The organism is Flagellimonas cixiensis (genome assembly GCF_042134615.1).
Classification (GTDB): domain Bacteria; phylum Bacteroidota; class Bacteroidia; order Flavobacteriales; family Flavobacteriaceae; genus Flagellimonas; species Flagellimonas cixiensis.
Genome location: NZ_CP169639.1, coordinates 1,378,249 through 1,403,662, shown reverse-complemented (window position 1 = coordinate 1,403,662; position 25,414 = coordinate 1,378,249). Strand labels below are relative to the sequence as shown.

Below are 25,414 nucleotides of genomic sequence, written 5' to 3'. Positions count from 1 at the left end.
AAATTTGATTACCACAACTTTTCTTAAAAAAGTTAACAATTAGTGTATAATTCTAATTGATTGAAGGTAAAGGAAATGTGAAAATTTGATGGTTTTTATAAACATAGCCCAATTAAAAGATATTGTACCTTTGTGCTAATCCTCAAAATACTATAATCATGAAAATTGCCATTGGAAATGATCACGCCGGCACCGATTATAAACTTGCTATAATAGGTATGCTAAAATCTAAAGGTATCGATGTTGTTAATTATGGCACCGATAGCAATGATAGTGTTGATTACCCCGATTTTACACATCCTGTTGCATCCGATGTTGAAGAAGGAAAAGTAGATTTTGGAATTGTGATCTGTGGTAGTGGAAATGGAGCTACCATGACCATTAACAAACATCAAAATGTAAGGGGAGCACTTTGTTGGAACAAAGAAATTACCCAATTGGCTCGTGAACACAACGATGCCAATATTTTAAGTTTACCAGCTCGTTATATTTCCTTACCACAAGCTTTGGATATGGTCGACACCTTTTTGAACACCAAGTTCGAAGGAGGCAGACACGAACGCAGAATAGAGAAAATACCATGTAGATAATTTTTATGGGGCACCATCACGACCATCATGGGCACTCCCATTCTGATTTAAAAGGGAGAAACCTTCTTATTTCCATTGTGTTGAATATTGCCATAACCTTGTTGCAAGTGGTTGGTGGTATTCTTTCGGGAAGTTTGGCGCTCCTATCCGATGCCCTTCATAATTTTAGCGATGTACTCTCTTTGGTCATTAGCTATGTGGCACAGAAAATGGGTAAGAAAAAGGCCTCCAAACATCGAACATTTGGGTATAAAAGAGCGGAAATATTAGCAGCTTTCATAAATGCTTCCACCTTGGTGATTGTGGCCATAATTTTAATAAAAGAAGCGATTGAAAGGTTGATTGAACCCCATGAAATCAAATCAAATTTGGTTATTTGGTTGGCCTTGATTGCCATTGCTGGAAACGGATTTAGTGTACTCTTGTTAAAGAAAGATTCTGAACATAACATGAACATGAAATCTGCTTACCTTCATTTATTAACGGATATGATGGCATCGGTAGCGGTTTTTATAGGAGGTCTATTGATGAAGTTATATCAAATATATTGGGTAGATGCAGCATTGACCATGATTATTGGTGTGTATTTAATATACATGGGCTATGATCTATTGAAAGAATCAACCAAAGTGTTGATGCTTTTTACCCCAAGAACAATCGAAATCCAAGATATAGTGGAGTCAATTTGTACCATAAACATGGTAAAAAATGTGCATCATGTGCATATTTGGCAACTTAATGAAGATGAAGTGCATATGGAGGCGCATATTGATTTCACAGAAGACATCAAGATCTCCCAGTTCGATGAAATTTTAGAGGAAATAGAAGAACACGTTTATCACAAGCACGGCATTAACCATGTGAACATTCAGCCTGAGTTTGATAAGTGTGATTCCAAAAGTGTAATTGTACAAGATTGATGCAAGTTTTCGTTAAAAACTTTGATGAATTAACTAATTCCGAACTCTACCAATTGTTGCGTTTGCGCAGTGAAGTTTTTGTGGTGGAACAAGACTGTGTGTACCAAGATGTGGATAATAAGGACCAAAAAGCACTACATGTTTTAGGTATAAAAAATGGCGAATTGGTGGCCTATACCCGAATTTTTAAACCGGGCGATTATTTTAAAAATGCAAGTATTGGCAGGGTAGTGGTAAACCAGGACCAAAGAAAGTTTGGTTTAGGAAAACAGATTATGCAAGCTTCATTAGCTGCTATTGAACAAAAATTTCCAAACCAAACAATCGAAATATCGGCACAATCCTATCTCCTAAAATTTTATTCGGAATTGGGCTTTAATGCTTTTGGCGACGAATATCTGGAAGACGGCATTCCGCATAAAAGAATGGTGAGAGGTTAATTTAAACCAAGCGTTTCGCTACCCCGATTGTCAACAAATAATCCAATTTAAGAATAAGATTTAAAGGTTGTTCAGCTTTATTTTTTGTGGAAAAGTAGAGATACCCCTCTGTTTTTGACATCAGTTGTTCCAAAGTCACCTTGCCTTGATGCCCCTTGTTTTTTCTTGCTATCTGTTGAAAATAAGAATAGGACAATCCTACCGAATCTAAATGTGCAATAAGCTTTTTACGGTTTACCAAAGTGATGTTAAAAGCCGTAAAAACATCTTTTTCATCTGAATAAATACTGGTGACCAAAGCATAAAATTGCGTCTTTTTAGCATCATCGAAAAACCATCCGGTTCTTGGTTTGCCGCGCTTCAAATAAGATATTTCAAAGGCAAAGGTGGGCAAGGATTCATTGATATAATCCAATTGTGCTTTCTCATCCACATAAAAAACTTGAGAAGAACGTTTATCCGTTAATATAATGTCAATGCCCAGTAGTTGACGTTTTAGGTCAAAAATCCGTTCAACGGTGTAGTTCTTTAAATGCTTCTCGTAATAAGAATCCAGTAAGGGGGTTAATAGTTTTTCTTTGGATAAATCAATTTTGAACTTGCTTTTCAAATGCACAGATTTTCCGGAACAAGGCTGTACCAACTTTTTCCACAATACCGACCACGAGTGCATTGCCCATAAAAAAGGCTCTTTTGGCATCCGAAATGCCCTCAAGTTGGGTATGATTGTCCGGAAACATGTTCAACCGTTCCAATTCAACAGGTAAAAGTCTTCGGAGTCCCTCGGAGGTTTGGACCACGTGCTTAAACCGAGATGGGGATTTACCCCCTTCACCGGTTATAATTGTTCTGGAAGGTTGATCTAAAGCGTCGGGAAAAACCATGCTTCCCTCACTATAATGGTATTCAAAACCAGATTTGGTCTTTCGAACTTCTTTTTTAGCCCCTTTTAAATATTCCCATTTTGGCAGTTCCGTTTCCTCTATATAATATTCGGAAGGGACATTGGTTTTTTCTAAAATGTCTGCTAAAACAGTTTTATTCCCACCGTAGTTGGAGGTTGTTTTGATGGTTGAAACTTTCCCATCTATGCAAATTCCAGCATTTAAAAAAGGAGAGATTCCTTGTTCTTTATTGAAGTTGTTGGAAATGGAAACCATATCTTCCTCCAGTTCAAAAGAAACCATATTTTCAACTGTTTTGCTTACTGGAAAGGCTTCGGCAAAAGTTCCGTCCTCTAAAATCCAATCTTTGGCACCAGCTTTTTTAATCTCTTGATATATTTTGGAATCTTTAAAATAGGCCACAAAAAAAACGCGCCTTCGGCGCTGAGGCATTCCATACTCTGCCGCATTAATTACACGCCATTCCACAGAATAGCCCAAATCTGACAAGCTGCGCAACATCACTGCAAAATCCCGACCTCGCTGATTTGAGGGCGATTTTAAAAGGCGGTCCACATTTTCTAAAAAAAGAAATTTTGGCTTCTGCTTTTTTTCAGAAAGAATACGATGGATGGACCACCAAAGCACCCCTTTTTTTCCTAAAAGTCCTTTGGAATTATTGAGTGTTGTGGCAACGGAATAGTCTTGGCAGGGAAACCCACCTACCAAAATATCGTGGTCTGGAATTTCATGGGAGGGTACCTCTTCAATATTGTTATTAGAGTGGTTTTCGGTGCCGAATCGTACTTCGTAAACCATTGAGGCGTGTTGGGTTTTGGTGCTTGGCTCCCACTGGTTGCTCCAAACCACTTTGTAGTTATTGGTGTTTTCCAGTCCCAATCGAAATCCGCCCACACCGGCAAAAAGTTCACAGACTTTTAATTTTTGCATGTTCAAAAATAGGATTAATCCCATTATTCTAAACAATTACGAATGCAACATGGTATTATAGAACATGAAAAGTATGATTAGGGAAAAAATAAATGTGGTTCCCATAAAAAGAATTTGAACAAATCGTCCAAAATTATGGTCGTCCAAATTTTCAATAAGTCGAGAAACTTCTGGGTTGTCTGCCAAATACATAATTTCCATTTTTTCTATATCCGACAACGATCCAACCTCTAATTTGCCAATCACTTGTTTATCGCTTCCTTCAAAAGTATTACCGTGATCATCTTTAAAGGAATACATAAATTCTACAACGGGGTTGTCATTGATTAGAGTGCCTGTGTCCTTATAGGTGTTAACAACAGCCTTTGCGCCTATACCGTGATATAGCAAATCCCAATTTTCTTGTTTGGTTTTTCCGTTGACCAGAAGGCCAATTTTTTCGAGGAGAAAATAAAGAAAAACACAAATAGCAAGCATCAATGTTCCGAATTGCCAAAACATGGAATTTTTAAAAGCCAATTCAAAATGTTCTGGAGCAGCCACAATTTTTTCAATGGCACCCCCAATAAAAAAATAGGATGCAGCAATAAAGAATACAATTTTAACAACGCACAACAGAACAAAAGCGAATGAAAACCGGCATACGCCCTGAGATAAGAACACTGGGTCTTTAGGTTTTCTAGCGTCATTTAGGCCCACCATTAGGGTGTTATCTGGCTTAAATCTTTGGAGTTGGGGCTTACTGTCCCAAACCCGTATTTTTCTATGGATGTGGTAACCCGAAAAGTTTTGAAAAAGCAGCAATAGCTCTAAAAGTGGTTTGTCTTTATCTTTTATGGTTTTAACAGAAAGGATGGATGCTTCTTTTTGGGTTATGTTGTTGTTTTTACGATTTTTTAAAATACAGAATGACCGACAAAAGCAGTTACGCAGTAAATTATGAAACCAAAAAACAACAATAACTCCCACAAGAGCAAGAGAAATGACAGTATAGGTCATAGACAGTTTTTCCAATGAAAATAGTCATAGACTTTGGTAAAATAAGGGGCTATTTGACGGTTGCCTTATATGAATTGATAGAATACGCTTCTGGGTTGGCAATTGCGTAATCTGTTCAAACCAAGACCGGGAATTGTAAATGAAGAAACTACTTTAAGATACTTTCATATTTACTGGAATTTGCCAACAGCTCCTTTGCTGTTAAAATGGCATCGTCGTGGCTTAAGTAATATTTGTACAGACCATCTCGATAAAAATAACGTACAATGATTTCGTCTTCCAGATTCTTTTGAATTTCGGGTTGGAAAGAATCCAAAGCAGCAAATTTGGAACGGTTTACGGCCAACAACAAATCTTTGTATTTGTCTTGAACATCTTTTCCTAAAAGAGATTCATCGGCATTTATGGATTGCTCCAAAAGCGTTTCTGTTTTGGTTTGAAAAGTGAAATTTTGCTCTTGGACATATTTTTTGAAAGCAGCATAATCGGCATTGGAAAAGGAAAAATCTTCCACTGATGCAAACGTATGGTCGTAATAATAATCTGTTGCAAAATCAAACACAATATGGTTGCTTTCCAAAGCATCGATGAGGGTGTTGGTTTGTAGTGAATTGATTTCAATATCGGGCATTACGCCACCACCGTCCCATACTTTACGGCCGTTTTTGGTGGTAAATTCCTTAAAATTCGTATTTCTAACAGCGTTTCCCTCGTCATCACGATTCCAATAATCCAAAGATTGAATGCAACGTCCCGAAGGCGTATAATAGCGCGAAATGGTCACCTTTAATTGCGTGCCATAAGTTAATTTGAGGGGACGCTGAACCAATCCCTTACCAAAGCTTCTGGCCCCAATCACAACGGCACGATCTAAATCCTGCAATCCACCCGAAACTATTTCACTGGCCGAGGCACTTCGGCCATTAATGAGCACCACCAAAGGAATTTCCAAGTCTTCTGCTTTGTTTTTGGTTCGGTATTCCTGATTGAATTTTTTAACCTTCGATTTCGTGGTAACGATCAATTCTCCCTTGTCCACAAATAAATTGGTCACGTTAATCGCTTCAGAAAGCAATCCCCCCGGATTACCTCTAAGATCCAAGATCAATTTTTCCGCACCTCGGCCTTTAAGGTCCTGCATGGCGGATTTGGTCTGTTGGGAAGCTTTTCTATTAAAACGCGACAGTACAATATAGCCTGTTTTATCATCCACCATATCGTAATAAGGAACGGCATCCACTTCTATAGCCTCTCGGGTTATGGTAGTGGTTTTTGTTTCTCCTTGACGCACAAACGTGACTTCCACAGAAGAATTATTGGCGCCTTTAAGCAATTCGCTGGCATTGTCATCGAAATCGGCCACTTTAATATCGCCAATCTTTATGATTTCATCCCCCGCTTTTAAACCAGCTTTGTCCGCTGCATAGCCCTCGTAAGGTTCTACAATAAGCAATTTGCTTTCATAAGACCGTACTAGAGCACCAATACCTGAATATTCTCCAGCATTATTGATTTTATAGGACTCTACATCTTGTTCATTCAAAAATTGGGTGTAGGGGTCAAGGTCATCCAACATGTGCTTTATAGCGGAATCCATGAGTTCTGCAGGATTGGTTTCATCCACATAATTCATGTTGAGTTCCTTAAAAAGGGTGGTAAAGATTTCTATCTGCTTGGCAATTTCAAAGAAATCACTCTTAAAGCTACTGCCCACAACCAAAAGAGCGAGGGCCAAAATGGGGATTACAATCTGCTTTTTAATCTTTCTTTTCATGGAATTCCTTTTTAAGAAAGGCCTCTAAAAGTAATTTCATGGCCTTATCAACCTCATTAAAGCTGGGCATTGTATTGCCAAGGTATAAAAATATGAACGCAAAATTTCCCTCAATGTTGTTAAAAATAAGGGGTTTGTTTAAACGGTAGGCCTCTCGCAACAAACGTTTGACACGATTGCGGTCCACGGCTTTTTTAAACTTCTTTTTTGGGGCAACCACCGCAACTTTCACCTTGGTATCGCCTGTGTAATCGGTGTTGAGGTAGATGAGCTTAATAGGGTTTTGTTTCAGGTTTTTCCCTTCCGTAAATAAAGCCTCGATGACTTTTTTGTTTTTCAACTTTTCTTTTTTGGGAAAGGAAAATAGAGCATCCCCTTGTGGGGCACTTGTAGGGTTGCAATTGATGTTTTCTTCTACCATGTTCTAGGCGAATCCATTTAGGAGGTAAATTACTCAAATAAAATTAAGCCGAAATAAAAAAGGGCGGCACAAACGCCGCCCTTAATCTCTTTTGGAGTGGAATTTTATTCCTCTGCTTGATATACGTTGTTCTCCCCATTCACGTCTGCCATAAGTTGTGAAGGATCGATTATGATTGCTTTTACGTTTTCCAACGGCATGTCCAAGGTAAATTCATAGGTCGGATAAGCCCAAGGCCAGTCTTCCAAAACCGTTCTTTTTATACCTGGATATGGATTTTCTTTTTCTCCATACATCATGCGCAATGGAGCATAATAGGTTTCTTGGGTACCATCGGCACCAACAACCAAAATATCCAAAGGCATGGGCATTTCGCCAATACGCTCTAAGGTAACTTTTGTGTTGTTACCATCTGCCTCAACACTTTTAATGCCGTAATCGATCGTGTTGGTAGTTTGCGTCCAATCGGTCAAATACCAGTTCAGTTCCATTCCCGACACTTTTTCAGCCGTTCTTTTGATGTCGTTCGGCGTTGGGTGCTTGAACTTGAAATCATCGAAATACTTTTTAATGGTTTCCATCAACTTATCCTGTCCGATTACATATCCTAATTGAGATAAAAAGATGGAGCCTTTGCTATAAGCTGCTATGCTGTATGCAAAATTTGTGGTATAACGGTCAGCATGGGTAGCCTGAGGCATTTCCAATCCGGAATTTACCAAGGCATAATAGCTTTTATAAGAACCTTCAAAAGGGTTTTGTTTGTCTTGTTCCATGATTTGGTTCATGCACAAGCTGCTAATGAAAGAGGTAAAACCTTCGTCCATCCATTCGTGCTCCGATTCGTTGGTCGCCAAAACATGTTGAAACCAAGAGTGTGCCATTTCGTGAACCATTACGCCCACAAGACTTCCATAGGAACGATTGCCCGTTACCAACGTACTCATGGCGTATTCCATTCCTCCATCACCTCCTTGCACTACGGAATACTGCTCGTAAGGGTATTTGCCCACGTTGTTGCTAAAAAATTCCATGGCTTCTGCTGTTTTTGGCTGAAGTTTTTTCCAGTTTTCATTGTATTCGGGATTGTCTTTATAAAAGAAGTGCAGGGTTGGCCCATTTTCCATTTGAAGCGTATCATGGATATATTCTGGGTCGGCAGCCCACATAAAATCGTGCACGTTCGGTGCCTTAAAGTGCCAGGTAAGGGTTTTTCCCTTGGTTTTTACTTTGGTTCCCGGGGTTTCGTAACCATGACCAATTTCGTTGGGGTTTTGAAGGTAACCAGAACCTCCCACGGTATAATCTTTGTCCAATGTGATTTTTACATCAAAATCTCCCCAAACACCGTGAAATTCACGAGCAATGTAAGGGTTTGGGTGCCATCCTTCAAAATCGTATTCTGAAAGTTTTGGGTACCATTGGCTCATGCTCAACGCAACACCTTCTCTACTATTTCTTCCAGATCTTCTAATTTGAAGGGGAACTTGACCTTTAAAGGTCATTTCCAAGGTGGTTTTTCCTCCAGTAGGAATCGGCTTCGCCAAATCAACAACGAGGATGGTCCCATTTTCTTCAAAAGAAACAGCCGTACCGTCTTGGGTCAACGTTTCTGCATGCAAATAACCTATTTCACTTTCAGACAAAGAAGCGATTCTACTGTTGTCCCCATCCATCATTCGTTTATCAGGATCATTAATGTTCTGGAGCCTAATGTCCATCTCACTCCCTGGTTGAAAAGCATTAAAGTATAAATGATAAAAAACACGGCTCAATTCATCTGGCGAATTGTTGGTATACACCAATTTTTGAGTTCCGGTGTATTGGTATGTTTTCACATCCATATCCACCTCCATGGTGTAATCTACATGTTGTTGCCAGTAGGTTGTACTTTGAGCATTCAGTAAAGACGAGGCCAATAGGGCCACTAAAAAAAGGGGCATTAATCTTTTCATATGTTATTTTGAGTTACTTTCTAGAGTGGTTTTGCCTTTTGCAATTTGGTCTGCTAAAATTAAGGCGTTGTAGGCATTTACCATTTTACCAGACTTTGAAATTTTATCGAACGCCATGGATTTGGAGGCATCTCCGGCCACAATAACCGATGTTTTTGATTTTAATCCCGATTGCATTATGATGTTTTTTACATCGGAAGCCGTTAAATCGGGATAATACGAACGAATTAGGGCAGCAACTCCCGCTACCGCAGGAGCGGCCATCGAAGTTCCTCCTTGAAATTCGTATTCACTTTCTGGCATGGTGGAATAGATTTGATCACCAGGGGCAAAAACGTCTACGTTTTTACCGCCATAATTGGAAAATGTGGCCACCATTTCCGACCCATATTTACTTGATAATGCTCCCACGGTAATCATATTGTCCACAAATTCAATTTTCCCGAGTTTATGATCATTGGGGTAGTTGGTGTTTTCTGGATCTTCAAGATTTTCTCCGTCGTTTCCTGCGGCATGCACGATCAACACATCTTTGGAGGCAGCATATTCAATTGCATCATACACCCATTCTGCTTTTGGAGAGAACGCCTTTCCAAAGCTACAATTAATGATAGAGGCTCCGTTGTCCACTGCATAGCGGATTCCAAGAGCAATATCCTTATCGTATTCGTCACCATTGGGTACTGCTCGAATGCTCATGATTTCCACATTTTGGGCAACACCGTTAACTCCTTTACCGTTGTTTCGCTCGGCAGCAATAATTCCTGCTACGTGAGTACCATGACTTTCGGTGTCGACCCTATTTTTTGGGTCTCCGTTACCATAAGGCACGTCTGTAATATCGTAGGGGTCGTCCCCAACCGGGGTTCTACCATTATAATCTTTGTTGAGATTGTAGTTGGCCTGGTCAGAGAAATAGTTGATGCCTTCCTTAAGCTCTTCCAATACAGCAGGAATACTTTCGCCATAGGTGAACATTTGGTTTAAAACGGCAACACTTTGCTCCATAATAGGAGAACTGGCTTTCAGGGCTTTAAGGTCTTCTTTGGTATAGGTTTCTTTTCCCAATTCTTTTTTAACCGCCATGTCGGCGCCTTGTACCACTTGATAAATTTGTTCGTATTGTTGCTTGTTTTGAAGCGCTTCAGGATATTTTTTATCCAACATTAATCTAGCTTCTGCTCTTTCAGAAGCATCACCAATATTCAATCGAAGCATCCTTACATACTCTAATTGCTCATTGTATGATTCTCCCAAGAAGTTGTAACCGTGAACGTCATCAACATAACCATTTCCGTCATCGTCCTTTCCATTATTTGGAATTTCATCTTTATTGGTCCAAAGCACATTTTTTAAATCTTCGTGCTCTAAATCCATTCCAGAATCCAAAACGGCAACCACTACGGTTTTCCCTTTTTTGTTTTTAATGATTTCAGAATAGGCCTTATCTACACTCATCCCAGGAATGGTATCCTTAATGAGGTCCAAGTGACCCCAATGTTTTTTCTCGCTATCTGTAAGCTCTGAAATTTTTAGGGGAACAGTATCAATATTTTCAACGGGGGTTGAAACCAATGCAGTAGATCCACATCCCGCCAATAAAATTGTAGCAGAAAGGGATAAAATAGTTTGTTTGTATGTGCGATTCATATAATGTATTTGTCTAAGGGGGATTATTGTTGTTTGAATAGTTCATCGAAAGTAAAGAGTTCGTCCAACCGAACACCTCTTTCAGTTTGTTTAAGGGTACAAAGTTGATTGTGGGCATCATGCTCAAAAAGAAGCAGCCAATTGTTTTCAACGGCAGCGTTCAAAAACGAAGCCTTTTCTTCCATGGTCAACAAAGGGCGGGTGTCATATCCCATCACATAGGGCAGTGGAATGTGTCCTACGGTTGGAATTAGGTCGGCCACAAAAACCACGGTTTGCTCTTTGTATGTAAAATGAGGCAGCATCTGTTTGTCGGTGTGTCCATCCATAAAATGGATGCCAAATCCTAATTCGGATTGTGCCTGAAACGATTTGCCTTTTCGATCTATAAAATGAAGTTGCCCAGATTCTTGCATGGGCAATAAGTTTTCTTTTAAAAAGGAGGCTTTTTCTCGTGGATTGGGTTTAGTGGCCCATTCCCAATGCTCTTTGTTGGTCCAAAACTTCGCATTTTTAAATGCGGGCTCGTAGCCGGTTCTGTCGGAGTTCCATTGAATGCTTCCCCCGCAATGATCAAAATGTAAATGCGTTAAAAAAACATCGGTGATGTCGTCTCGGTGAAAGCCGATCTTTTGGAGCGAACCATCCAATGTATGGTCTCCCCATAAATAGTAGTAATTGAAAAACTTTTCCGATTGTTTGTTGCCAAGACCATTATCCACCAAAATAAGCCTGTCGCCATCTTCAATCAAAAGGCAACGCGCAGCAATGTCGATCATATTATTGCCGTCGGCAGGGTTGGTTTTATTCCAGATGGATTTGGGCACCACTCCGAACATGGCACCACCATCTAGCTTAAAATTTCCGGTTTCTATGGGATAAACTGTCATGTAGAAAGCAAAAAGGCCTGCAAAATAAGAAAAGAGCCATCCAAATAGATAAAAAGTGATAATATATTAGCCGTATTTTAACAAAAAGAAGTCAACCTGAACCAATTATGCGCAAAAATGAACCCCATTTACACTAAAAACATTTCCGGTGTTTTCCTTCAAGAGGTTATCTAAAAGAAAAGCAGTAAATTTCCAAAAACTTAAAGAATGCTTGAACTTGCGGGAATAATTATTCTTGGAATCATTGCTCAATGGGTGGCATGGCGGTTTAAACTGCCCGCTATTTTACCTTTAATATTGATTGGGCTATTGGTTGGCCCAATTGCCACCTTGTACACCGCGGATGGCTCTAAATTGATAGAACCTATCTGGAATGGAACTAAAGGACTTTTCCCGGGCGAAGGACTTTACAATTTTGTTTCATTGGCCATCAGTGTTATTCTTTTTGAAGGGGGATTAACACTTAAAAGGGCTGAAATTTCCAATGTTGGACCTGTTATTACCAAATTAATCACAATTGGAACGGTGGTTACCTTTTTTGGCGCGGGAGTATCTGCACACTATTTGTTTGGTTTAAGCTGGCAAATTTCCTTTTTGTTCTCAGCATTGATTATAGTTACCGGACCCACGGTGATAACTCCTATTTTAAGAAACATTCCCTTAAAAAAGGATGTTTCAGCAGTTTTGAAATGGGAAGGAATACTAATTGATCCGATTGGTGCCTTGGTGGCAGTATTGGTGTTCGAATTTATAAGCGTTGGTGAAGGAAGTGAGTTTACCCAAACAGCCTTGGTTGAATTCGGAAAAATCATTCTTTTTGGAACCACCTTTGGTTTTACGTTTGCCCACGCACTCGGATTTGCCATTAAAAAAGATTTTATTCCCCATTATTTATTGAATGTGGTTTCGCTTTCCACCGTGTTATTGGTGTATGTGGAATCTGACGTTTTCGCTCATGAATCAGGACTTTTGGCGGTTGTTGTTATGGGTATGGTTTTGGGCAATATGAATTTGCCCAACATCAAAGAGCTGCTCTACTTTAAGGAATCCTTGAGCGTATTGTTGATTTCCATTCTTTTTATCCTTTTAGCAGCCAATATCAATGTTGGAGATATGGAATTGATTCTAAACTGGAACACGGTTGCGCTTTTCGCCATCATTGTTTTTATTATAAGGCCGTTGGGCGTGTTTTTAAGTGCCCAAGGCTCCAATTTAAAGCTCAATGAAAAACTGTTTATAGGATGGGTGGGTCCAAGAGGTATTGTGGCCGCAGGTATTGCTTCGCTTTTTGGTTCCAAACTCATGGCCAAAGGGGAGCCTGGCGCAGAATACATTACACCTTTGGTGTTTATGATCGTTTTGGGCACAGTGTTGTTGAATGCCACCACTGCTCGATTCTTTGCCAAAATAGTTGGGGTATTTTTGAAGAAATCGGAAGGTATTTTGATTATTGGCGCATCCAAATTATCCCGTTTGATTGCTAATTATCTAAAAAAGAACAACAGGCATGTGGTGTTGATCGATAACAACCAAGCCAATGTGGACAAGGCCAAAAAATTGGGACTTGAGGCCATAACCGCGAATATTTTTTCGGACAACCTTACGGATAATATTGAATTGAACGACATGGGTTATTTGATGGCCCTAACCGGTAACTCTGATATTAACAAGTTTGCCATTAAAAAATTCCAAAAGCAATTTGGTGAGAATGGAGCCTTTAGATTGGTGAATACGGAAGAGGTTAACGATCCAGAAAAAAATCCAAAGGAAGGCCTTTTTTCACATACGGATGATTTTATCCAATTAATGGATACGGTGCGAACACATCCGACCATTCACGAAATAGACCTAAAGGACAAGGAACACTACGACAACCTGATTGACCTTACCCAAAAAGACCCAGATATTGTCCCATTATTTACCAAAGCCCCAAGTGGCAGTATAGATATTATGCCTTCCAACAGCAAGGATTTTGTGCCTAAGGGGGATGGCTACAAATTGGTGTATTTGGGCAAATTGATTGATGAAGACAAGGAGGACGAGCAAGAGTAAATAGACTGCTCATCATAAATACAAACCCAAATTACATCGATTCATCAACCCAAAAGGGGCATTCGTCAATTGAGACCTTGATGGTTTAGATTGCACAAGTACATTTAGCTCATACATAACCAAAATCTTTAAAAATGAGAAAAATTGTACTTGCCTTTATGGCATTGGGTTTAATTTCAATTAGTTGTTCAAAGGATGATGAACCAAGTAAAAAATGTGACGCATGTGAAAGCAGTGAAGGCACAAAGGTTGAAATTTGTGACTTAGGAAATGGAAAATATGAACTTACACTTGGCGGAGTGGCAACTCAGGAATTGACAGCTGAGCAACTAGGCAACAAAAGTCAAAAAGATTATGTTCAAGAAGTTTGTAATGGTCTTTAATTAATCATTCAACTTTAAAACAGCCATAAAAGCTTGTTGTGGAATTTCCACATTCCCTACTTGGCGCATTCTCTTTTTACCCTTTTTCTGTTTTTCGAGCAGTTTACGCTTACGGGAAATATCACCACCGTAACATTTGGCGGTCACATCTTTACGCAACGCTTTTATGGTTTCTCTGGAAATGATCTTGGATCCAATCGCGGCCTGAATCGGAATATCGAATTGCTGTCTTGGGATAAGCTCTTTTAACTTTTCGCACATTTTTTTACCAATGGTATGTGCATTATCAAAATGGACCAATGCAGATAAAGCGTCGACAGGTTGCGCGTTCAAAAGGATATCCACTCGGACCAGTTTGGATACTCGCATCCCTATTGGTGTATAATCGAACGAGGCATAACCCTTTGAAACGGTTTTCAATCGGTCGTAAAAGTCAAACACGATTTCGGCCAAAGGCATATCAAAAATAAGCTCCACCCGTTCCGTAGTTAGATAGGTCTGATTAACGATTTGACCTCGTTTTTCGATACAAAGTGACATCACATTCCCAACAAAATCAGATTTGGTGATGATAGTCGCTTTAATATAGGGTTCCTCTACACGATCCACCGTGCTAGGGTCTGGTAAATCCGATGGGTTGTTCACAATTACGGGAGTTTCCGTGTCTTTGGTCGTAAAAGCATGGTAGCTTACGTTGGGAACGGTAGTAATCACCGTCATATCGAACTCGCGCTCCAAACGTTCCTGAATGATTTCCATATGCAACATGCCCAAGAACCCACAACGGAACCCGAAACCAAGAGCAGCACTACTTTCAGGAGTAAATACCAAAGAAGCATCATTCAACTGCAATTTTTCCATGGAAGAACGCAATTCTTCAAAATCCTCGGTGTCCACAGGATAAATACCGGCAAAAACCATAGGTTTTACATCCTCAAAACCAGAAATGGCATTTTTGGTTGGGTTGGCCGCATCGGTTATCGTATCCCCAACTTTCACTTCACGAGCATCTTTAATACCCGTGATCAAATACCCCACATCTCCAGCGGAGATTTTTTGTTTGGGCATTTGTTTCAGCTTTAAGGTGCCAATTTCATCTGCATCGTAGGCCTTTCCAGTGGCAACAAATTTGATTTTTTGCCCTTTTTTGATTTCTCCATTTACTACCCTAAAATAGGTTTCAACACCCCTAAAAGGATTGTACACAGAATCAAAAACTAGAGCTTGCAAAGGTTCGTCGATGTTTCCAGTTGGTGCAGGAATGCGCTCGATAATTGCGGTTAGAATTTCTTCAATTCCAATACCAGTTTTAGCGCTGGCAGGGATTACCTCTTCGGGTTTACAACCCAAAAGGTCTACAATGTCGTCAGTAACTTCCTCGGGATTGGCACTTGGCAAATCCACTTTATTAAGGACAGGGATAATTTCCAAATCGTTTTCCAATGCCAAATATAGGTTGGAAATGGTCTGTGCCTGAATACTTTGTGCGGCATCTACCACCAAAAGCGCACCTTCACAAGCTGCAATGGAACGGGAAACTTCATAAGAGAAATCCACATGTCCGGGAGTGTCGATAAGATTCAAAACATAGGTTTCTCCCTCGTGTACATATTCCATTTGAATGGCATGACTTTTAATGGTGATTCCACGTTCGCGCTCCAAGTCCATATTGTCCAACAACTGGTCTTGTTTTTCGCGCTCGGTCACGGAGCCGGTAAAGTCCAACAAACGGTCTGCCAAGGTACTTTTACCATGGTCTATATGTGCAATTATGCAAAAATTTCGAATCTTTTTCATATCAATAGTAACACCTCCCAAAAAGGGCACATGATCAACTGCAAATATAATTGTTTTAGTGGCCCGTAGAGGTATTTTTCAAAATAAGAAAAGTGGGAGGCTATTTCGCTCAAAAATAATTTATTAGATTTGAGGTTCAACCCTAACTCTACATGAAGCTAACCACCTCAACTCTTGTACTGGTATTTTTTGTGATGCATGGACTTTGCGCCCAAAAATATACTGTAACCGGAAAGGTGGTGGATGAGCAAAATGAAACCATTCCCTACGCCAACATTCTGCTTTTACAGGCCATGGATTCCACTTTTGTAAAAGGAACATCTTCAGACGACAATGGTTTTTTTGAGCTGACAGGAATTGACCCCGACCTTTATTTATTGCAGGCAAGCTACGTGGGAAGGGGTTCAGAGCCAAGAGCGCTGGACATTTCAAGCGACATTGCTTTAGGAGCCTTAATAATCCCAATGGGAAGTAACGAATTGGATGAAGTTGTTGTGGTAGCGCAACGTCCCAAGCTTCAAAAACTGCCAGACAGACTGGTTTTTTCGGTTGAAAACACGGTAGTTTCACAGGGAAGTTCATGGGATATTTTAAAAAGCACCCCAGGCGTCATCGTCAACCAAAACGAATTGTTGATTCGCGGTCAAAACGCTACGGTATACCTGAATGATAGAAAAGTGCAGCTTTCAGGACAAGAAGTTCAAGATTTGCTTCAAGGGCTGTCAGGCACCAATATCAAATCGGTTGAGGTCATTGCCAATCCACCTTCGAGCTACGATGCGGAGGGCGGCCCCATTTTAAATATTGTCACCAGCAAAAATATAGTGCCGGGCTACAAGGGCAGTATCAACGGGAATTATACGCAAGCTGTTTTTTCAAAATTCAGTTTAGGTACAAGTCATTATTACAAAACGGATAAGTTGAACTTATTTGCGAATTATTCCATCAACCCCAAAAAGGACTTGGAGAAAACCAAAAAGGGCATCAATTTTATGGATGATACCAATTCGGTTTTTTCACAATGGGATACAGATTACAATCAGGTAGAAAGTTCACAGTCACACAACGGAAGTTTTGTGTTGGATTATGATATCAATGACCAAAACAGTTTAAACCTGACGTCAAATGTGCTTTTTAACCTAAATCAGGAGCAACAAACCAATTTGGAAACCTTGATGAGAAATAATCTGGGGCAGTTGGACTCCACGTTTACCACCCAGAACAATGCCGACATGGACAATACCAATTTGGCTTTTGATCTAAGCTATGTGCACAAGTTAAAAAAAGAGGGGGCTCAAATCAGTGCCAATGCACACTATACTTATTTTAATGGCGATTATTTTCAAAACTTAAACTCCGATTATTTCGATGCCAATGGCGCATTTTTGAGGGATTTTGGATTTGATTCCGATGCTAAACAAGACATACAGATTTATACCGGACAATTCGATTACTCTACCCCGATTGGCAACGCATCCTTTGAAACGGGAGCCAAAATTTCGGTGATTGATTCGGAAAGCAGTGTGCGATTTTTCAATTTTACGGGGTCCGATGACAATGTGGACGCTTCCCAATCAGATCGCTTTTTATATGATGAAAAGGTGTATGCCGCTTATTTCAGTTTCGTAAAAAACTGGGAAAAATGGTCCATGAAATTGGGCGTTCGAGGCGAATTGACCGAAGCAGAAGGCACTTCTTTAACGCTGAACCAAGTTAATACCCAAGACTTTTTTGAACCATTTCCTTCTTTTTATCTATTGTATTCGCCATCGGACAAGCATAGCTTTTCTTTCGATTTTGGACGAAATGTGAACAGACCAAAATACGATGACCTCAATCCGTTCCGATTCTTTTACAACGAAAACGATTATGAACAGGGCAACCCTACATTAAAACCTAGTTTCAGCAACAACTTCAACTTTAACTATACGCTCAACAGCGAATACTTTTTTGATGTGTATTACCGAGACAATGGAAGCAATATTGCCTATTTGGTGTTTCAGGATAACGATAACCAAACCTTGGTCGAGTTAAAGCAAAATGTGCTCGATAGTAAATCGTATGGGTTGGATTTCACCTTGAGCAAGGGCATAATTCCAGCATGGTTTATATATGCTTATACTTCAATTTTTCATGAAGAAGAGACCTTTTTGGCCGAACAGAGCGGAAATGTGGCGTTTACCAATGAAGTCAACGGGGTTTATGCCTATTTGGGCAATTACTTGACTTTGTCCAAGGACGGAACTTTCACAGGCGAAATAGCCGCCACCTATATTTCAAAATTCTTGTTTGGGTCTTATGTGTCCGATGAGCAGTTTAATCTTACCATAGGGCTTCGCAAAACGCTTTTCGATAATAAAATCACCCTATCTCTTGCGGCAGAAGATATTTTGGAAAAGTATGTGCCCACCTACCGTTCGCAGTATTTAAATCAGGATAATTTTTACCGCAGACGTCCTGAAACACAATTTATCCGCTTCGGATTTACCTACAATTTTGGGAATTTTAGGTTGGAGGACAATCAACGGGCCATCGATAAAAAAGAGCGCGACAGACTTCAATCCCAAGATTAGTGCGTTCATTTTAAGTGATTTTGTACTTTTGCAGACCAAAAACCACAGGATTTGCCAAAAATTCGAAACATAGAACTCCCTGATTTCCCGCTTCTTCTAGCCCCGATGGAAGATGTGAGCGACCCACCGTTCCGTGCCCTTTGCAAAGAACAAGGTGCCGATGTGGTCTATACCGAGTTTATTTCTTCGGAAGGTCTGATTCGTGATGCCGCTAAAAGTGTCATCAAATTGGATATTTATGAAAAGGAGCGCCCCGTAGGCATTCAGATTTTTGGTGCTGAACTGGATTCCATGTTGCAGGCAGTGGATATCGTGGAACAATCAAATCCAGATATCATCGACATCAATTTTGGGTGTCCCGTGAAAAAAGTGGTCTGTAAAAATGCAGGTGCGGGTATTCTTCGCGATATCCCTTTGATGGTAAAATTGACCGAGGAAATCGTAAAGCGCACCAAACTTCCTGTTACCGTGAAAACAAGATTGGGGTGGGATGCTAATTCCATTAAAATTGTTGAGGTGGCTGAACGCTTGCAAGATGTGGGGATAGAGGCGATTTCCATTCACGGTAGAACCAGAGTACAGATGTACAAAGGAGAGGCCGATTGGAAACCTATTGCTGAGGTGAAAAATAACCAACGTATGCACATTCCCGTGTTTGGAAATGGCGATGTGGACACTCCCGAAGCTGCGGTAAAAATGCGAGACGAATTTGGTTTGGATGGGGCCATGATTGGTCGAGCCAGTATTGGTTACCCTTGGTTTTTTAAAGAGGTGAAGCACTTTTTTAAAACAGGAGAGCTCTTAGCACCACCATCAATGACGGAACGCGTGGAGGCCGCCAGAAGGCATTTGCAAATGTCCATTGATTGGAAAGGCGAAAAACTGGGCGTTTTTGAAACCCGAAGACACTACACCAACTACTTTAAAGGGATTCCGCATTTTAAAGAATACCGCATGAAAATGGTGACCAGCGACGATGCTGCCGATGTTTTTGCGGCATTTGATGAGGTATTGGAAAAATTCGGGGATTATCAGTTTGCTTAAATAGTAATCAACTTTTTGTTGATACGACTGCTGGCAATTTTGGATGAAATCACACCCAAGACCACAATGGTGCCCATTACAATGACAACATTTATAGGATTGTATTCCACCGGATAGGCCAAAGTAGCGGTGATTTTCACCCAGCCGAACAGCAATTGCGAAGCAATCAACAAGGATCCGAGCAGTACTCCAATTAATCCACCAAAAGATGTGACCAGCAACCCTTGGATAAAATAAATCCTCCGTAATTCCTTAATAGTCGTGCCTAGACTGAACAAGGTTTTGGAATTTTGTTGCTTGTCCAAAATCATCATAATAATGGCACCCACTACATTAAAAAGCGCAATGATCAATACCAATGTAAATATCAAATATGTGGCTAGATTTTCGGTGTTCAACATTCGGTAAAGGGTACTGTTTTGCTCCCTACGGGTTAAAATGGACACCTTATCGCCCAGTGCGTCATTAATTTCAGCCCTAACATCTTCAACTGAAACTCCCTCTTCCAACTTAAAGTTGATTCCAGAAATTTCGGTGCTGTCCTTTTGCAAAAGTGCTTGAACCAAAGAAAGGCGTGTAAAAACATATTTTTTATCCAGATTCTCTTCTACGGCATAAACCCCACTTACTATCAAAGGAAGTTCGTTGTAGGGTTTGGACCCCATCAAACCTTGTTGTGAAAAGGAACCCTTTCCTGGTTTTGGAGTTAAAACCTCCATGGGAGTTCGGTTTTTTAAAGGAACCCCCAGTAGGTTAAAAATACCCATGCCAATCACCCCGCTTTGTTCTATATTTCCCCAATTTCCAGCGTACAAATTACTATCCAGACCAGTTACAGACCTATAGTTTTCATCAATTCCCTTAATGTAGGCAATGGTGCTTTTTTCTTTATAGGTGAGGTAGGCCCGCTCTTCCAATTCTTTGGCATATTGCGCTAATCCTGGAATTTTTTCCAATGCCTCTTCTTCTTGTGGTGAAAGGGTAAAATGCTTTCCTATGGTTGGGGAAGCCTTTAAATCAGGGTCAAAAGTATTAGAAAAGGAAAGACTGAACGTTTTTAATCCTGCAAAGGCCGAGAGAACGATAAATAGCGCCGCTGAACCAATCACAATGACCAAAAAAGTAATAAAATTAATAATGTTCACCGCATTTTGGCTGCTCTTGGACCTTAGGTAACGCTTTGCGATGTAGAGGGGAAAATTCAAATCAGGATTTCTTTCTTTTGTCCAGTAAATCTCTGTTTTTAATGGGATTTTCTTCTCCTTTTAAGGATTTTTCTATGTTGTCGATGTATTCCAAGGAATCGTCCAAATAAAAGTTGAGTTCTGGAACACGGCGCAACTGGTTTTTAGTGCGCTGTGCCAATTCGTAACGAATGGCAACTTGATTTTCTTTAATGCCTTCCAATAATCCTTTGGCATCTTTATTTGGAAAAATGCTTACATACACTTTGGCCAAAGACAAATCCACGGTTACAGAAACCTTGGAAACAGAGATTAAGGTACCCTTGAGTCCACCGTCTGTGGCGGCCCTTTGCAAAATATCTGCGAGGTCTTTTTGGATGATACCCCCTATTTTTTTCTGTCTTTGTGTTTCTTCCATAATGCAAAAATAAGCGAATTACTGACTATCCTCACTTTCTGAACCAATTACAGTGCGTAATTTTGGGAAAAGGACCTTTAATTTGAATTAAATATCGCAAATCCATGGATAAAATAGAACATATTGGCATCGCCGTGAAAGATTTGGAGGCATCAAACACCTTATTTGCCAAACTATTGGGGGTGCAGCATTATAAAATTGAAGAGGTGGCTACCGAAGGGGTGAAGACTTCTTTCTTTCAATCGGGTCCTAACAAGATTGAATTATTGGAAGCGACTAATCCAGAAAGTCCTATCGCCAAATTTTTGGACAAGAAAGGGGAAGGCATTCATCATGTGGCTTTTGCTGTGAAGGACATTGTTTCAGAAATAGCACGATTAAAGGATGAAGGGTTTGTGGTTTTGAACGAAACACCAAAGAAAGGCGCTGATAATAAATTGGTTGCGTTTTTACATCCGAAGGGCACAAACGGGGTTTTGGTAGAGCTTTGCCAAGAAATAAAAGCGGGGTAGCAGCGTTAAAACCTTGCGGTGGTAAAAAATAAACACTAATATTGCATCCGCAAAAATGCGGTCCTATAGCTCAGTTGGTTAGAGCACCTGACTCATAATCAGGTGGTCCCTGGTTCGAGCCCAGGTGGGACCACTTAAAACCCTTTCAAGTCGCTGATTTGGAAGGGTTTTTGTTTTAGGCAATTTCAGAACTTCAACTTTCACCATACCAATCACCTTACTATAGAAAGCATAAACCTTGAGTTAGATTTTTCATTTCCACAACTTTATATTGTCACATTTTGAGACTTTAAGAAAAAAACACCTTATCTTGGTATAACATCCATTGTGATAAAGGCACGTTTTCCTGAAGTAATTAAAACTTATTTAAAATAAAAGCACTGCCTGCACCACATAAATAAAAACTAAACAGAATTAAAAATGAAAAAACTATCTAACACACTAGGCATGTGCCGCATGCAATTGATGCTATTGGTTTTATGCTTTCCCTTAATGGTAATCGGTCAAGAGGTTGGGTCCATGGAGCGACTGGTCTCCCCCGAAATTGCCGATGACAATTCCGTAACATTTAGAATTAAGGCACCGAAAGCCGAAAAGGTCGTCCTATCGGGTAATTGGATGCCATCGGTGCCAAACGAAGGGGGGATGGGTATGACCCGCCAGACGGTGGAGCTCACCAAAGATGAAAATGGCGTTTGGTCTACAACCGTTGGCCCATTGGAGCCTGAACTTTACGGATATACCTTCATAGTGGACGATGTGAACACCTTGGACACAGCAAATTTAATGGTAGCGCGCGACGGGACCTTCCGAACTGAAAATGTATTGTACATTCCTGGAGAAGCTTCGGACCTTTATTGGGCCAAAACAGGCCCAAAAGGCACAGTTCACAAGATTTGGTATGAGTCTCCTACGCTGGATTTAACCCGTAGAATGTTTGTTTATACCCCACCAGGATATGCCGATAGCAACGAAAACTACCCTGTTTTATATCTATTGCATGGCGGAGGCGGAGATGAAGAGGCTTGGCCAACACTTGGGGTGGCCAACCATATTTTGGATAACCTCATTAACTCAGGAAAAGCCGAACCCATGATCGTTGTGATGACCAACGGAAATCCAACTCAAGCCGCAGCGATTACCGTAAGCCCAAAATTGAAGCCCTCCAACCAACCTGCAGGAGGTATGGCAAATATGATGTTTGAAAAAAGTTTGGTGAATGATGTGATTCCTTATGTTGAATCTCATTTTCAAGTGAAGGCAAATAAAGAAAACCGAGCCTTGACCGGTTTGAGCATGGGAGGATTACAGACTCTGAACACCTCGTTTGAAAACCCTGAATTGTTCGATTATATCGGGGTAATGAGCATGGGTTTTGCTGATTTAAGCCGATTTGGAATCGAGGTGGATCATTCTAAAAGAGGTCAGCAAATAGACGCATTAAAAGCTGCCGATCCTAAATTGTATTGGATTGCTTGTGGTACCGACGATTTCTTATACCAAAGTGTGGTAGATATGCGAAATGAGCTGGACAAACACGATTTTGAATACACCTATCGCGAAAGTACGGGTGGACACACTTGGTCTAACTGGAGAATCTATCTCTCGGAATTTGCTCCTATGTTGTTCAAATAAATACTCAGTTGATTCACACGATGTGAATCTTCTTAAAATTAATAACCCTTTCAAATCATCAACTTGAAAGGGTTTTTTATGCTGTTATTTCAAGTCATTTTAAATCCTTGATGACAACTTTTCCTTGTAAGTTTGTAAAGTTTGAATTCCGAAACTAGTCATCACATGAAGCTTTTTAACATCATAGAACCTGCGGCGGCAAAAGTTCCGATCATTATAAGCTCCCCACATTCGGGAACTTATTTTCCAGATTCTGTGGTCGATACGTTTCGACCTGAAATGATTGAAAAACCAGACGACACAGATTGGTTTATTGATAAATTATACAATTTTGCACCCGGTTTGGGCATCACTATGATCACGGCCAATTACAGCCGTTGGGTGATTGATTTAAACCGCGACCCCGCAAGTAAACCTTTGTATGATGACGGAAGAGTTATCACAGGGTTAACTCCAACCACCAATTTTAATGGGGAGCCTTTGTGCCGAGAAGAGACTATAAATACAGCCGACATAAATTTTAGAATAAAAAACTATTACAGGCCTTACCACGATAAAATTGGGGAGCTTTTAGAAGAAACAAAACAGCAATTCGGTAAAGCTTTGTTGTTTGATGCCCATTCCATTAGAAAAGTGGTGCCAGGCATTCAAAAAGACCCTTTTCCAGATTTGATTTTGGGTGATAATGAGGGTGCAACGGCCTCCCAAGCTCTTATCAATTCAACTTTGGGCGTCCTAAATAAATCAGGAAAAACAGTCGAGCATAATCACCCTTTTAAGGGGGGATATATCACGAGGTCATTCGGAAATCCAACAGAAAACATTCATGCACTGCAGCTCGAAATGGCCAAAACCAATTATATGGACGATTCCGAAACCGAATACCACGACGAACGTGCCGAAGAAACCAGAAAGAATTTAAAGCTGTTATTTCAAGAGTTGATAAGCATTCTAAAATGAACAAAAAATTAAAATTTAAGGGGCTGCTCACCATAAATGGTTGGTTGGAAAATGCTGTTGTGGAGATAGATGAAAATGGAAAATTGGTGTCCATTTCTCAAGACTCATCGGACGTTGCCGAAAACATAGATGGATACGCCTTGCCAGGCTTTCAAAATGCGCATTCCCATGCGTTTCAGTATGCCATGGCAGGGTTGGCAGAGCTACACGAAGGCACTGGAACCCCAGATGATTTTTGGAGTTGGCGTAATGCCATGTACAATTTGGCATTGACTGTTTCTCCACAACATTTAGAGGATATTGCCAGTATGCTCTATGCGGAAATGGCACGACACGGGTATACGGCAGTGGCCGAGTTTCACTATTTGCATCACGATGTTAACGGCAAACCTTATGCTAATTTGGCCGAGCACGGGGAGCGTTTGATTGCTGCGGCCAATAAAGCTGGAATTCATATCACGTTGGTGCCCATGTTTTACCAGCAGGGAGGATTTGGGCTTGCTGCAGAAAGCAAACAAAGACGATTTATTTCCGAAACCATAGAGGACTATTACAGGTTGCTTGAAAGTACCGTCGAAGCCACAAAACAGTACCAAAATGCAAATTACGGTATGGGAATTCATTCACTGAGGGCAGTAAAAGAGGAGGATATCTTATCGGTTTGCAATGATTTTAAAAACCACATCCCGTTTCATATTCACATTTCAGAACAAAAAAAAGAAGTTGAGGACTGCTTGAAATTTTATGGGAAAAGACCTGTGGAATGGTTGCTCAACAATTGTCAGGTTACAGAGAATTTTCATTTGGTACATGCCACCCATTTAAATGAAGATGAGGTGAAAGGAATAGCCAAATCCAAAGCAAATGTGGTGCTTTGCCCATCCACCGAAGGAAATTTAGGAGATGGTCTTTTCGCGTTCGAACAATTTAAAAATGAGAATGGCAATTGGAGCATAGGTACCGATAGCCATGTTGGATTGAATCCTTTTGAGGAGCTTCGCATTTTGGATTATGGCCAACGACTTACCACCCACAAGCGCAATACATTTTACCAACCCTTAAAAGGAGATAGTGGTTTTAATGCGATAGAAATGGCGTGGAAAACGGGAAAAAAAGCCATGGGAGAAAATCGAAATGACTTTTTCGAAATCGGTCAATCTTTTGATGCTGTGGTTATGGATGCAAAAGCCCCATTGTTGACTAGTACCTCCACCAAAAATTTGTGCAACACCTTTGTGTATTCCAGCGATGCTTCCCATATTTTGGGCGCTATGGTACAGGGCAACTGGGTGTCTCAGAATGGCAGGCATGAGAACTATGATTCCATTTATGAAAACTTCCAAAAAACCATGAAAGATTTGCGTTGCAGATTATAAAGGGTG

22 protein-coding genes and 1 tRNA gene are annotated in these 25,414 nt (G+C 40.4%); 12 read left to right on the top strand and 11 right to left on the bottom strand.

Annotated features, from left to right (window positions below; all coding sequences use genetic code 11):
* Positions 1–158 precede the first annotated feature (158 nt).
* From rpiB to ABT310_RS06195, 3 genes are read left to right on the top strand one after another with little or no spacing between them, the layout of a single operon-like run.
* Entirely contained in the window at positions 159–590 is a 432-nt protein-coding gene (rpiB, locus tag ABT310_RS06205; RefSeq protein WP_375325879.1) for a ribose 5-phosphate isomerase B, read from the top strand.
* 5 nt (positions 591–595) lie between these two features.
* Positions 596–1,510, top strand: a complete 915-nt coding sequence (locus ABT310_RS06200; RefSeq protein WP_375325878.1) for a cation diffusion facilitator family transporter — start codon at positions 596–598, stop codon at positions 1,508–1,510.
* Positions 1,510–1,950 carry a GNAT family N-acetyltransferase gene (locus ABT310_RS06195; RefSeq protein ID WP_375326153.1) on the top strand — a complete coding sequence of 147 codons (441 nt, stop codon included), beginning with the start codon at positions 1,510–1,512 and terminating at the stop codon, positions 1,948–1,950. Before ABT310_RS06200 ends, ABT310_RS06195 begins: the two co-directional genes overlap by 1 nt.
* A 1-nt stretch (position 1,951) precedes the next feature.
* Here the strand turns inward: ABT310_RS06195 and ABT310_RS06190 are convergent, their stop codons facing one another.
* The 8 genes from ABT310_RS06190 to ABT310_RS06155 form a co-directional block, all read right to left on the bottom strand.
* Positions 1,952–2,566 (bottom strand): hypothetical protein, encoded by a 615-nt coding sequence (locus ABT310_RS06190; protein WP_375325877.1) that lies wholly within the window; start codon positions 2,564–2,566, stop codon positions 1,952–1,954.
* Entirely contained in the window at positions 2,538–3,785 is a 1,248-nt protein-coding gene (gene dcm, locus ABT310_RS06185) for a DNA (cytosine-5-)-methyltransferase (RefSeq protein WP_375325876.1), read from the bottom strand. The genes ABT310_RS06190 and dcm overlap by 29 nt, the downstream gene beginning before the upstream one ends.
* Before the next feature lie 36 nt (positions 3,786–3,821).
* Positions 3,822–4,784: a hypothetical protein gene (locus ABT310_RS06180; RefSeq protein ID WP_375325875.1), complete on the bottom strand. Its 963-nt coding sequence runs from the start codon at positions 4,782–4,784 to the stop codon at positions 3,822–3,824.
* Positions 4,785–4,932: 148 nt separating this feature from the next.
* Positions 4,933–6,558 carry a S41 family peptidase gene (locus tag ABT310_RS06175; protein WP_375325874.1) on the bottom strand — a complete coding sequence of 542 codons (1,626 nt, stop codon included), beginning with the start codon at positions 6,556–6,558 and terminating at the stop codon, positions 4,933–4,935.
* Positions 6,542–6,979 carry a ribonuclease P protein component gene (gene rnpA / locus ABT310_RS06170; RefSeq protein WP_375325873.1) on the bottom strand — a complete coding sequence of 146 codons (438 nt, stop codon included), beginning with the start codon at positions 6,977–6,979 and terminating at the stop codon, positions 6,542–6,544. Before rnpA ends, ABT310_RS06175 begins: the two co-directional genes overlap by 17 nt.
* 104 nt (positions 6,980–7,083) lie before the next feature.
* Entirely contained in the window at positions 7,084–8,934 is a 1,851-nt protein-coding gene (locus ABT310_RS06165) for a M1 family metallopeptidase (protein ID WP_375325872.1), read from the bottom strand.
* Positions 8,935–8,937: 3 nt separating this feature from the next.
* Positions 8,938–10,584 carry a S8 family peptidase gene (locus ABT310_RS06160; RefSeq protein ID WP_375325871.1) on the bottom strand — a complete coding sequence of 549 codons (1,647 nt, stop codon included), beginning with the start codon at positions 10,582–10,584 and terminating at the stop codon, positions 8,938–8,940.
* 23 nt (positions 10,585–10,607) lie between these two features.
* Entirely contained in the window at positions 10,608–11,474 is an 867-nt protein-coding gene (locus tag ABT310_RS06155; protein WP_375325870.1) for an MBL fold metallo-hydrolase, read from the bottom strand.
* 207 nt (positions 11,475–11,681) lie between these two features.
* Between ABT310_RS06155 and ABT310_RS06150 the strand changes: the two genes are divergently transcribed.
* Together ABT310_RS06150 and ABT310_RS06145 are read left to right on the top strand one after the other, a co-directional pair.
* Positions 11,682–13,526: a cation:proton antiporter gene (locus tag ABT310_RS06150; RefSeq protein WP_375325869.1), complete on the top strand. Its 1,845-nt coding sequence runs from the start codon at positions 11,682–11,684 to the stop codon at positions 13,524–13,526.
* Between the two features lie 134 nt (positions 13,527–13,660).
* Positions 13,661–13,909, top strand: coding sequence for a hypothetical protein (locus ABT310_RS06145; protein WP_375325868.1), 249 nt, complete (start codon positions 13,661–13,663; stop codon positions 13,907–13,909).
* On the opposite strand, the gene lepA is transcribed toward ABT310_RS06145, so the two are convergent.
* Complete coding sequence (gene lepA, locus ABT310_RS06140) at positions 13,910–15,706, bottom strand: translation elongation factor 4 (RefSeq protein ID WP_375325867.1); 1,797 nt, start codon at positions 15,704–15,706, stop codon at positions 13,910–13,912. It lies immediately after the preceding gene.
* Between the two features lie 152 nt (positions 15,707–15,858).
* On the opposite strand from lepA, the gene ABT310_RS06135 reads away from it, so the two are divergent.
* Together ABT310_RS06135 and dusB are read left to right on the top strand one after the other, a co-directional pair.
* Positions 15,859–18,279 carry an outer membrane beta-barrel protein gene (locus ABT310_RS06135; RefSeq protein ID WP_375325866.1) on the top strand — a complete coding sequence of 807 codons (2,421 nt, stop codon included), beginning with the start codon at positions 15,859–15,861 and terminating at the stop codon, positions 18,277–18,279.
* Positions 18,280–18,330: 51 nt separating this feature from the next.
* Positions 18,331–19,323 (top strand): tRNA dihydrouridine synthase DusB, encoded by a 993-nt coding sequence (gene dusB, locus ABT310_RS06130; protein WP_375325865.1) that lies wholly within the window; start codon positions 18,331–18,333, stop codon positions 19,321–19,323.
* Here dusB and ABT310_RS06125 read toward each other — a convergent pair.
* Both ABT310_RS06125 and rbfA read right to left on the bottom strand, forming a co-directional pair.
* Positions 19,320–20,528 carry an ABC transporter permease gene (locus tag ABT310_RS06125; RefSeq protein ID WP_375325864.1) on the bottom strand — a complete coding sequence of 403 codons (1,209 nt, stop codon included), beginning with the start codon at positions 20,526–20,528 and terminating at the stop codon, positions 19,320–19,322. The two genes, dusB and ABT310_RS06125, sit on opposite strands and share 4 nt — an antisense overlap.
* Before the next feature lies 1 nt (position 20,529).
* Positions 20,530–20,925 carry a 30S ribosome-binding factor RbfA gene (rbfA, locus tag ABT310_RS06120; RefSeq protein ID WP_375325863.1) on the bottom strand — a complete coding sequence of 132 codons (396 nt, stop codon included), beginning with the start codon at positions 20,923–20,925 and terminating at the stop codon, positions 20,530–20,532.
* A gap of 104 nt (positions 20,926–21,029) precedes the next feature.
* Between rbfA and mce the strand changes: the two genes are divergently transcribed.
* From mce to hutF, 5 genes are all read left to right on the top strand, one after another.
* Positions 21,030–21,437 (top strand): methylmalonyl-CoA epimerase, encoded by a 408-nt coding sequence (gene mce / locus ABT310_RS06115; protein WP_375325862.1) that lies wholly within the window; start codon positions 21,030–21,032, stop codon positions 21,435–21,437.
* A 59-nt stretch (positions 21,438–21,496) separates the two neighbouring features.
* Positions 21,497–21,570, top strand: a tRNA-Ile gene (locus ABT310_RS06110).
* Between the two features lie 287 nt (positions 21,571–21,857).
* Positions 21,858–23,072: an esterase gene (locus ABT310_RS06105; RefSeq protein WP_375325861.1), complete on the top strand. Its 1,215-nt coding sequence runs from the start codon at positions 21,858–21,860 to the stop codon at positions 23,070–23,072.
* A 165-nt stretch (positions 23,073–23,237) separates the two neighbouring features.
* Positions 23,238–24,032, top strand: a complete 795-nt coding sequence (locus tag ABT310_RS06100) for an N-formylglutamate amidohydrolase (protein WP_375325860.1) — start codon at positions 23,238–23,240, stop codon at positions 24,030–24,032.
* Positions 24,029–25,408 (top strand): formimidoylglutamate deiminase, encoded by a 1,380-nt coding sequence (hutF, locus tag ABT310_RS06095; RefSeq protein WP_375325859.1) that lies wholly within the window; start codon positions 24,029–24,031, stop codon positions 25,406–25,408. Before ABT310_RS06100 ends, hutF begins: the two co-directional genes overlap by 4 nt.
* Positions 25,409–25,414 lie beyond the last annotated feature (6 nt).

What these genes read in the sequence shown, in the direction of transcription:
- rpiB (WP_375325879.1), top strand. Translation starts at nt 159, where the DNA reads ATGAAAATTGCCATTGGAAATGATCACGCCGGCACCGATTATAAACTT.
- ABT310_RS06200 (WP_375325878.1), top strand. Translation starts at nt 596, where the DNA reads ATGGGGCACCATCACGACCATCATGGGCACTCCCATTCTGATTTAAAA.
- ABT310_RS06195 (WP_375326153.1), top strand. Translation starts at nt 1,510, where the DNA reads ATGCAAGTTTTCGTTAAAAACTTTGATGAATTAACTAATTCCGAACTC.
- dcm (WP_375325876.1), bottom strand. Translation starts at nt 3,785, where the DNA reads ATGCAAAAATTAAAAGTCTGTGAACTTTTTGCCGGTGTGGGCGGATTT.
- ABT310_RS06180 (WP_375325875.1), bottom strand. Translation starts at nt 4,784, where the DNA reads ATGACCTATACTGTCATTTCTCTTGCTCTTGTGGGAGTTATTGTTGTT.
- ABT310_RS06175 (WP_375325874.1), bottom strand. Translation starts at nt 6,558, where the DNA reads ATGAAAAGAAAGATTAAAAAGCAGATTGTAATCCCCATTTTGGCCCTC.
- rnpA (WP_375325873.1), bottom strand. Translation starts at nt 6,979, where the DNA reads ATGGTAGAAGAAAACATCAATTGCAACCCTACAAGTGCCCCACAAGGG.
- ABT310_RS06165 (WP_375325872.1), bottom strand. Translation starts at nt 8,934, where the DNA reads ATGAAAAGATTAATGCCCCTTTTTTTAGTGGCCCTATTGGCCTCGTCT.
- ABT310_RS06160 (WP_375325871.1), bottom strand. Translation starts at nt 10,584, where the DNA reads ATGAATCGCACATACAAACAAACTATTTTATCCCTTTCTGCTACAATT.
- ABT310_RS06155 (WP_375325870.1), bottom strand. Translation starts at nt 11,474, where the DNA reads ATGACAGTTTATCCCATAGAAACCGGAAATTTTAAGCTAGATGGTGGT.
- ABT310_RS06150 (WP_375325869.1), top strand. Translation starts at nt 11,682, where the DNA reads ATGCTTGAACTTGCGGGAATAATTATTCTTGGAATCATTGCTCAATGG.
- ABT310_RS06145 (WP_375325868.1), top strand. Translation starts at nt 13,661, where the DNA reads ATGAGAAAAATTGTACTTGCCTTTATGGCATTGGGTTTAATTTCAATT.
- lepA (WP_375325867.1), bottom strand. Translation starts at nt 15,706, where the DNA reads ATGAAAAAGATTCGAAATTTTTGCATAATTGCACATATAGACCATGGT.
- ABT310_RS06135 (WP_375325866.1), top strand. Translation starts at nt 15,859, where the DNA reads ATGAAGCTAACCACCTCAACTCTTGTACTGGTATTTTTTGTGATGCAT.
- rbfA (WP_375325863.1), bottom strand. Translation starts at nt 20,925, where the DNA reads ATGGAAGAAACACAAAGACAGAAAAAAATAGGGGGTATCATCCAAAAA.
- mce (WP_375325862.1), top strand. Translation starts at nt 21,030, where the DNA reads ATGGATAAAATAGAACATATTGGCATCGCCGTGAAAGATTTGGAGGCA.
- ABT310_RS06105 (WP_375325861.1), top strand. Translation starts at nt 21,858, where the DNA reads ATGAAAAAACTATCTAACACACTAGGCATGTGCCGCATGCAATTGATG.
- ABT310_RS06100 (WP_375325860.1), top strand. Translation starts at nt 23,238, where the DNA reads ATGAAGCTTTTTAACATCATAGAACCTGCGGCGGCAAAAGTTCCGATC.
- hutF (WP_375325859.1), top strand. Translation starts at nt 24,029, where the DNA reads ATGAACAAAAAATTAAAATTTAAGGGGCTGCTCACCATAAATGGTTGG.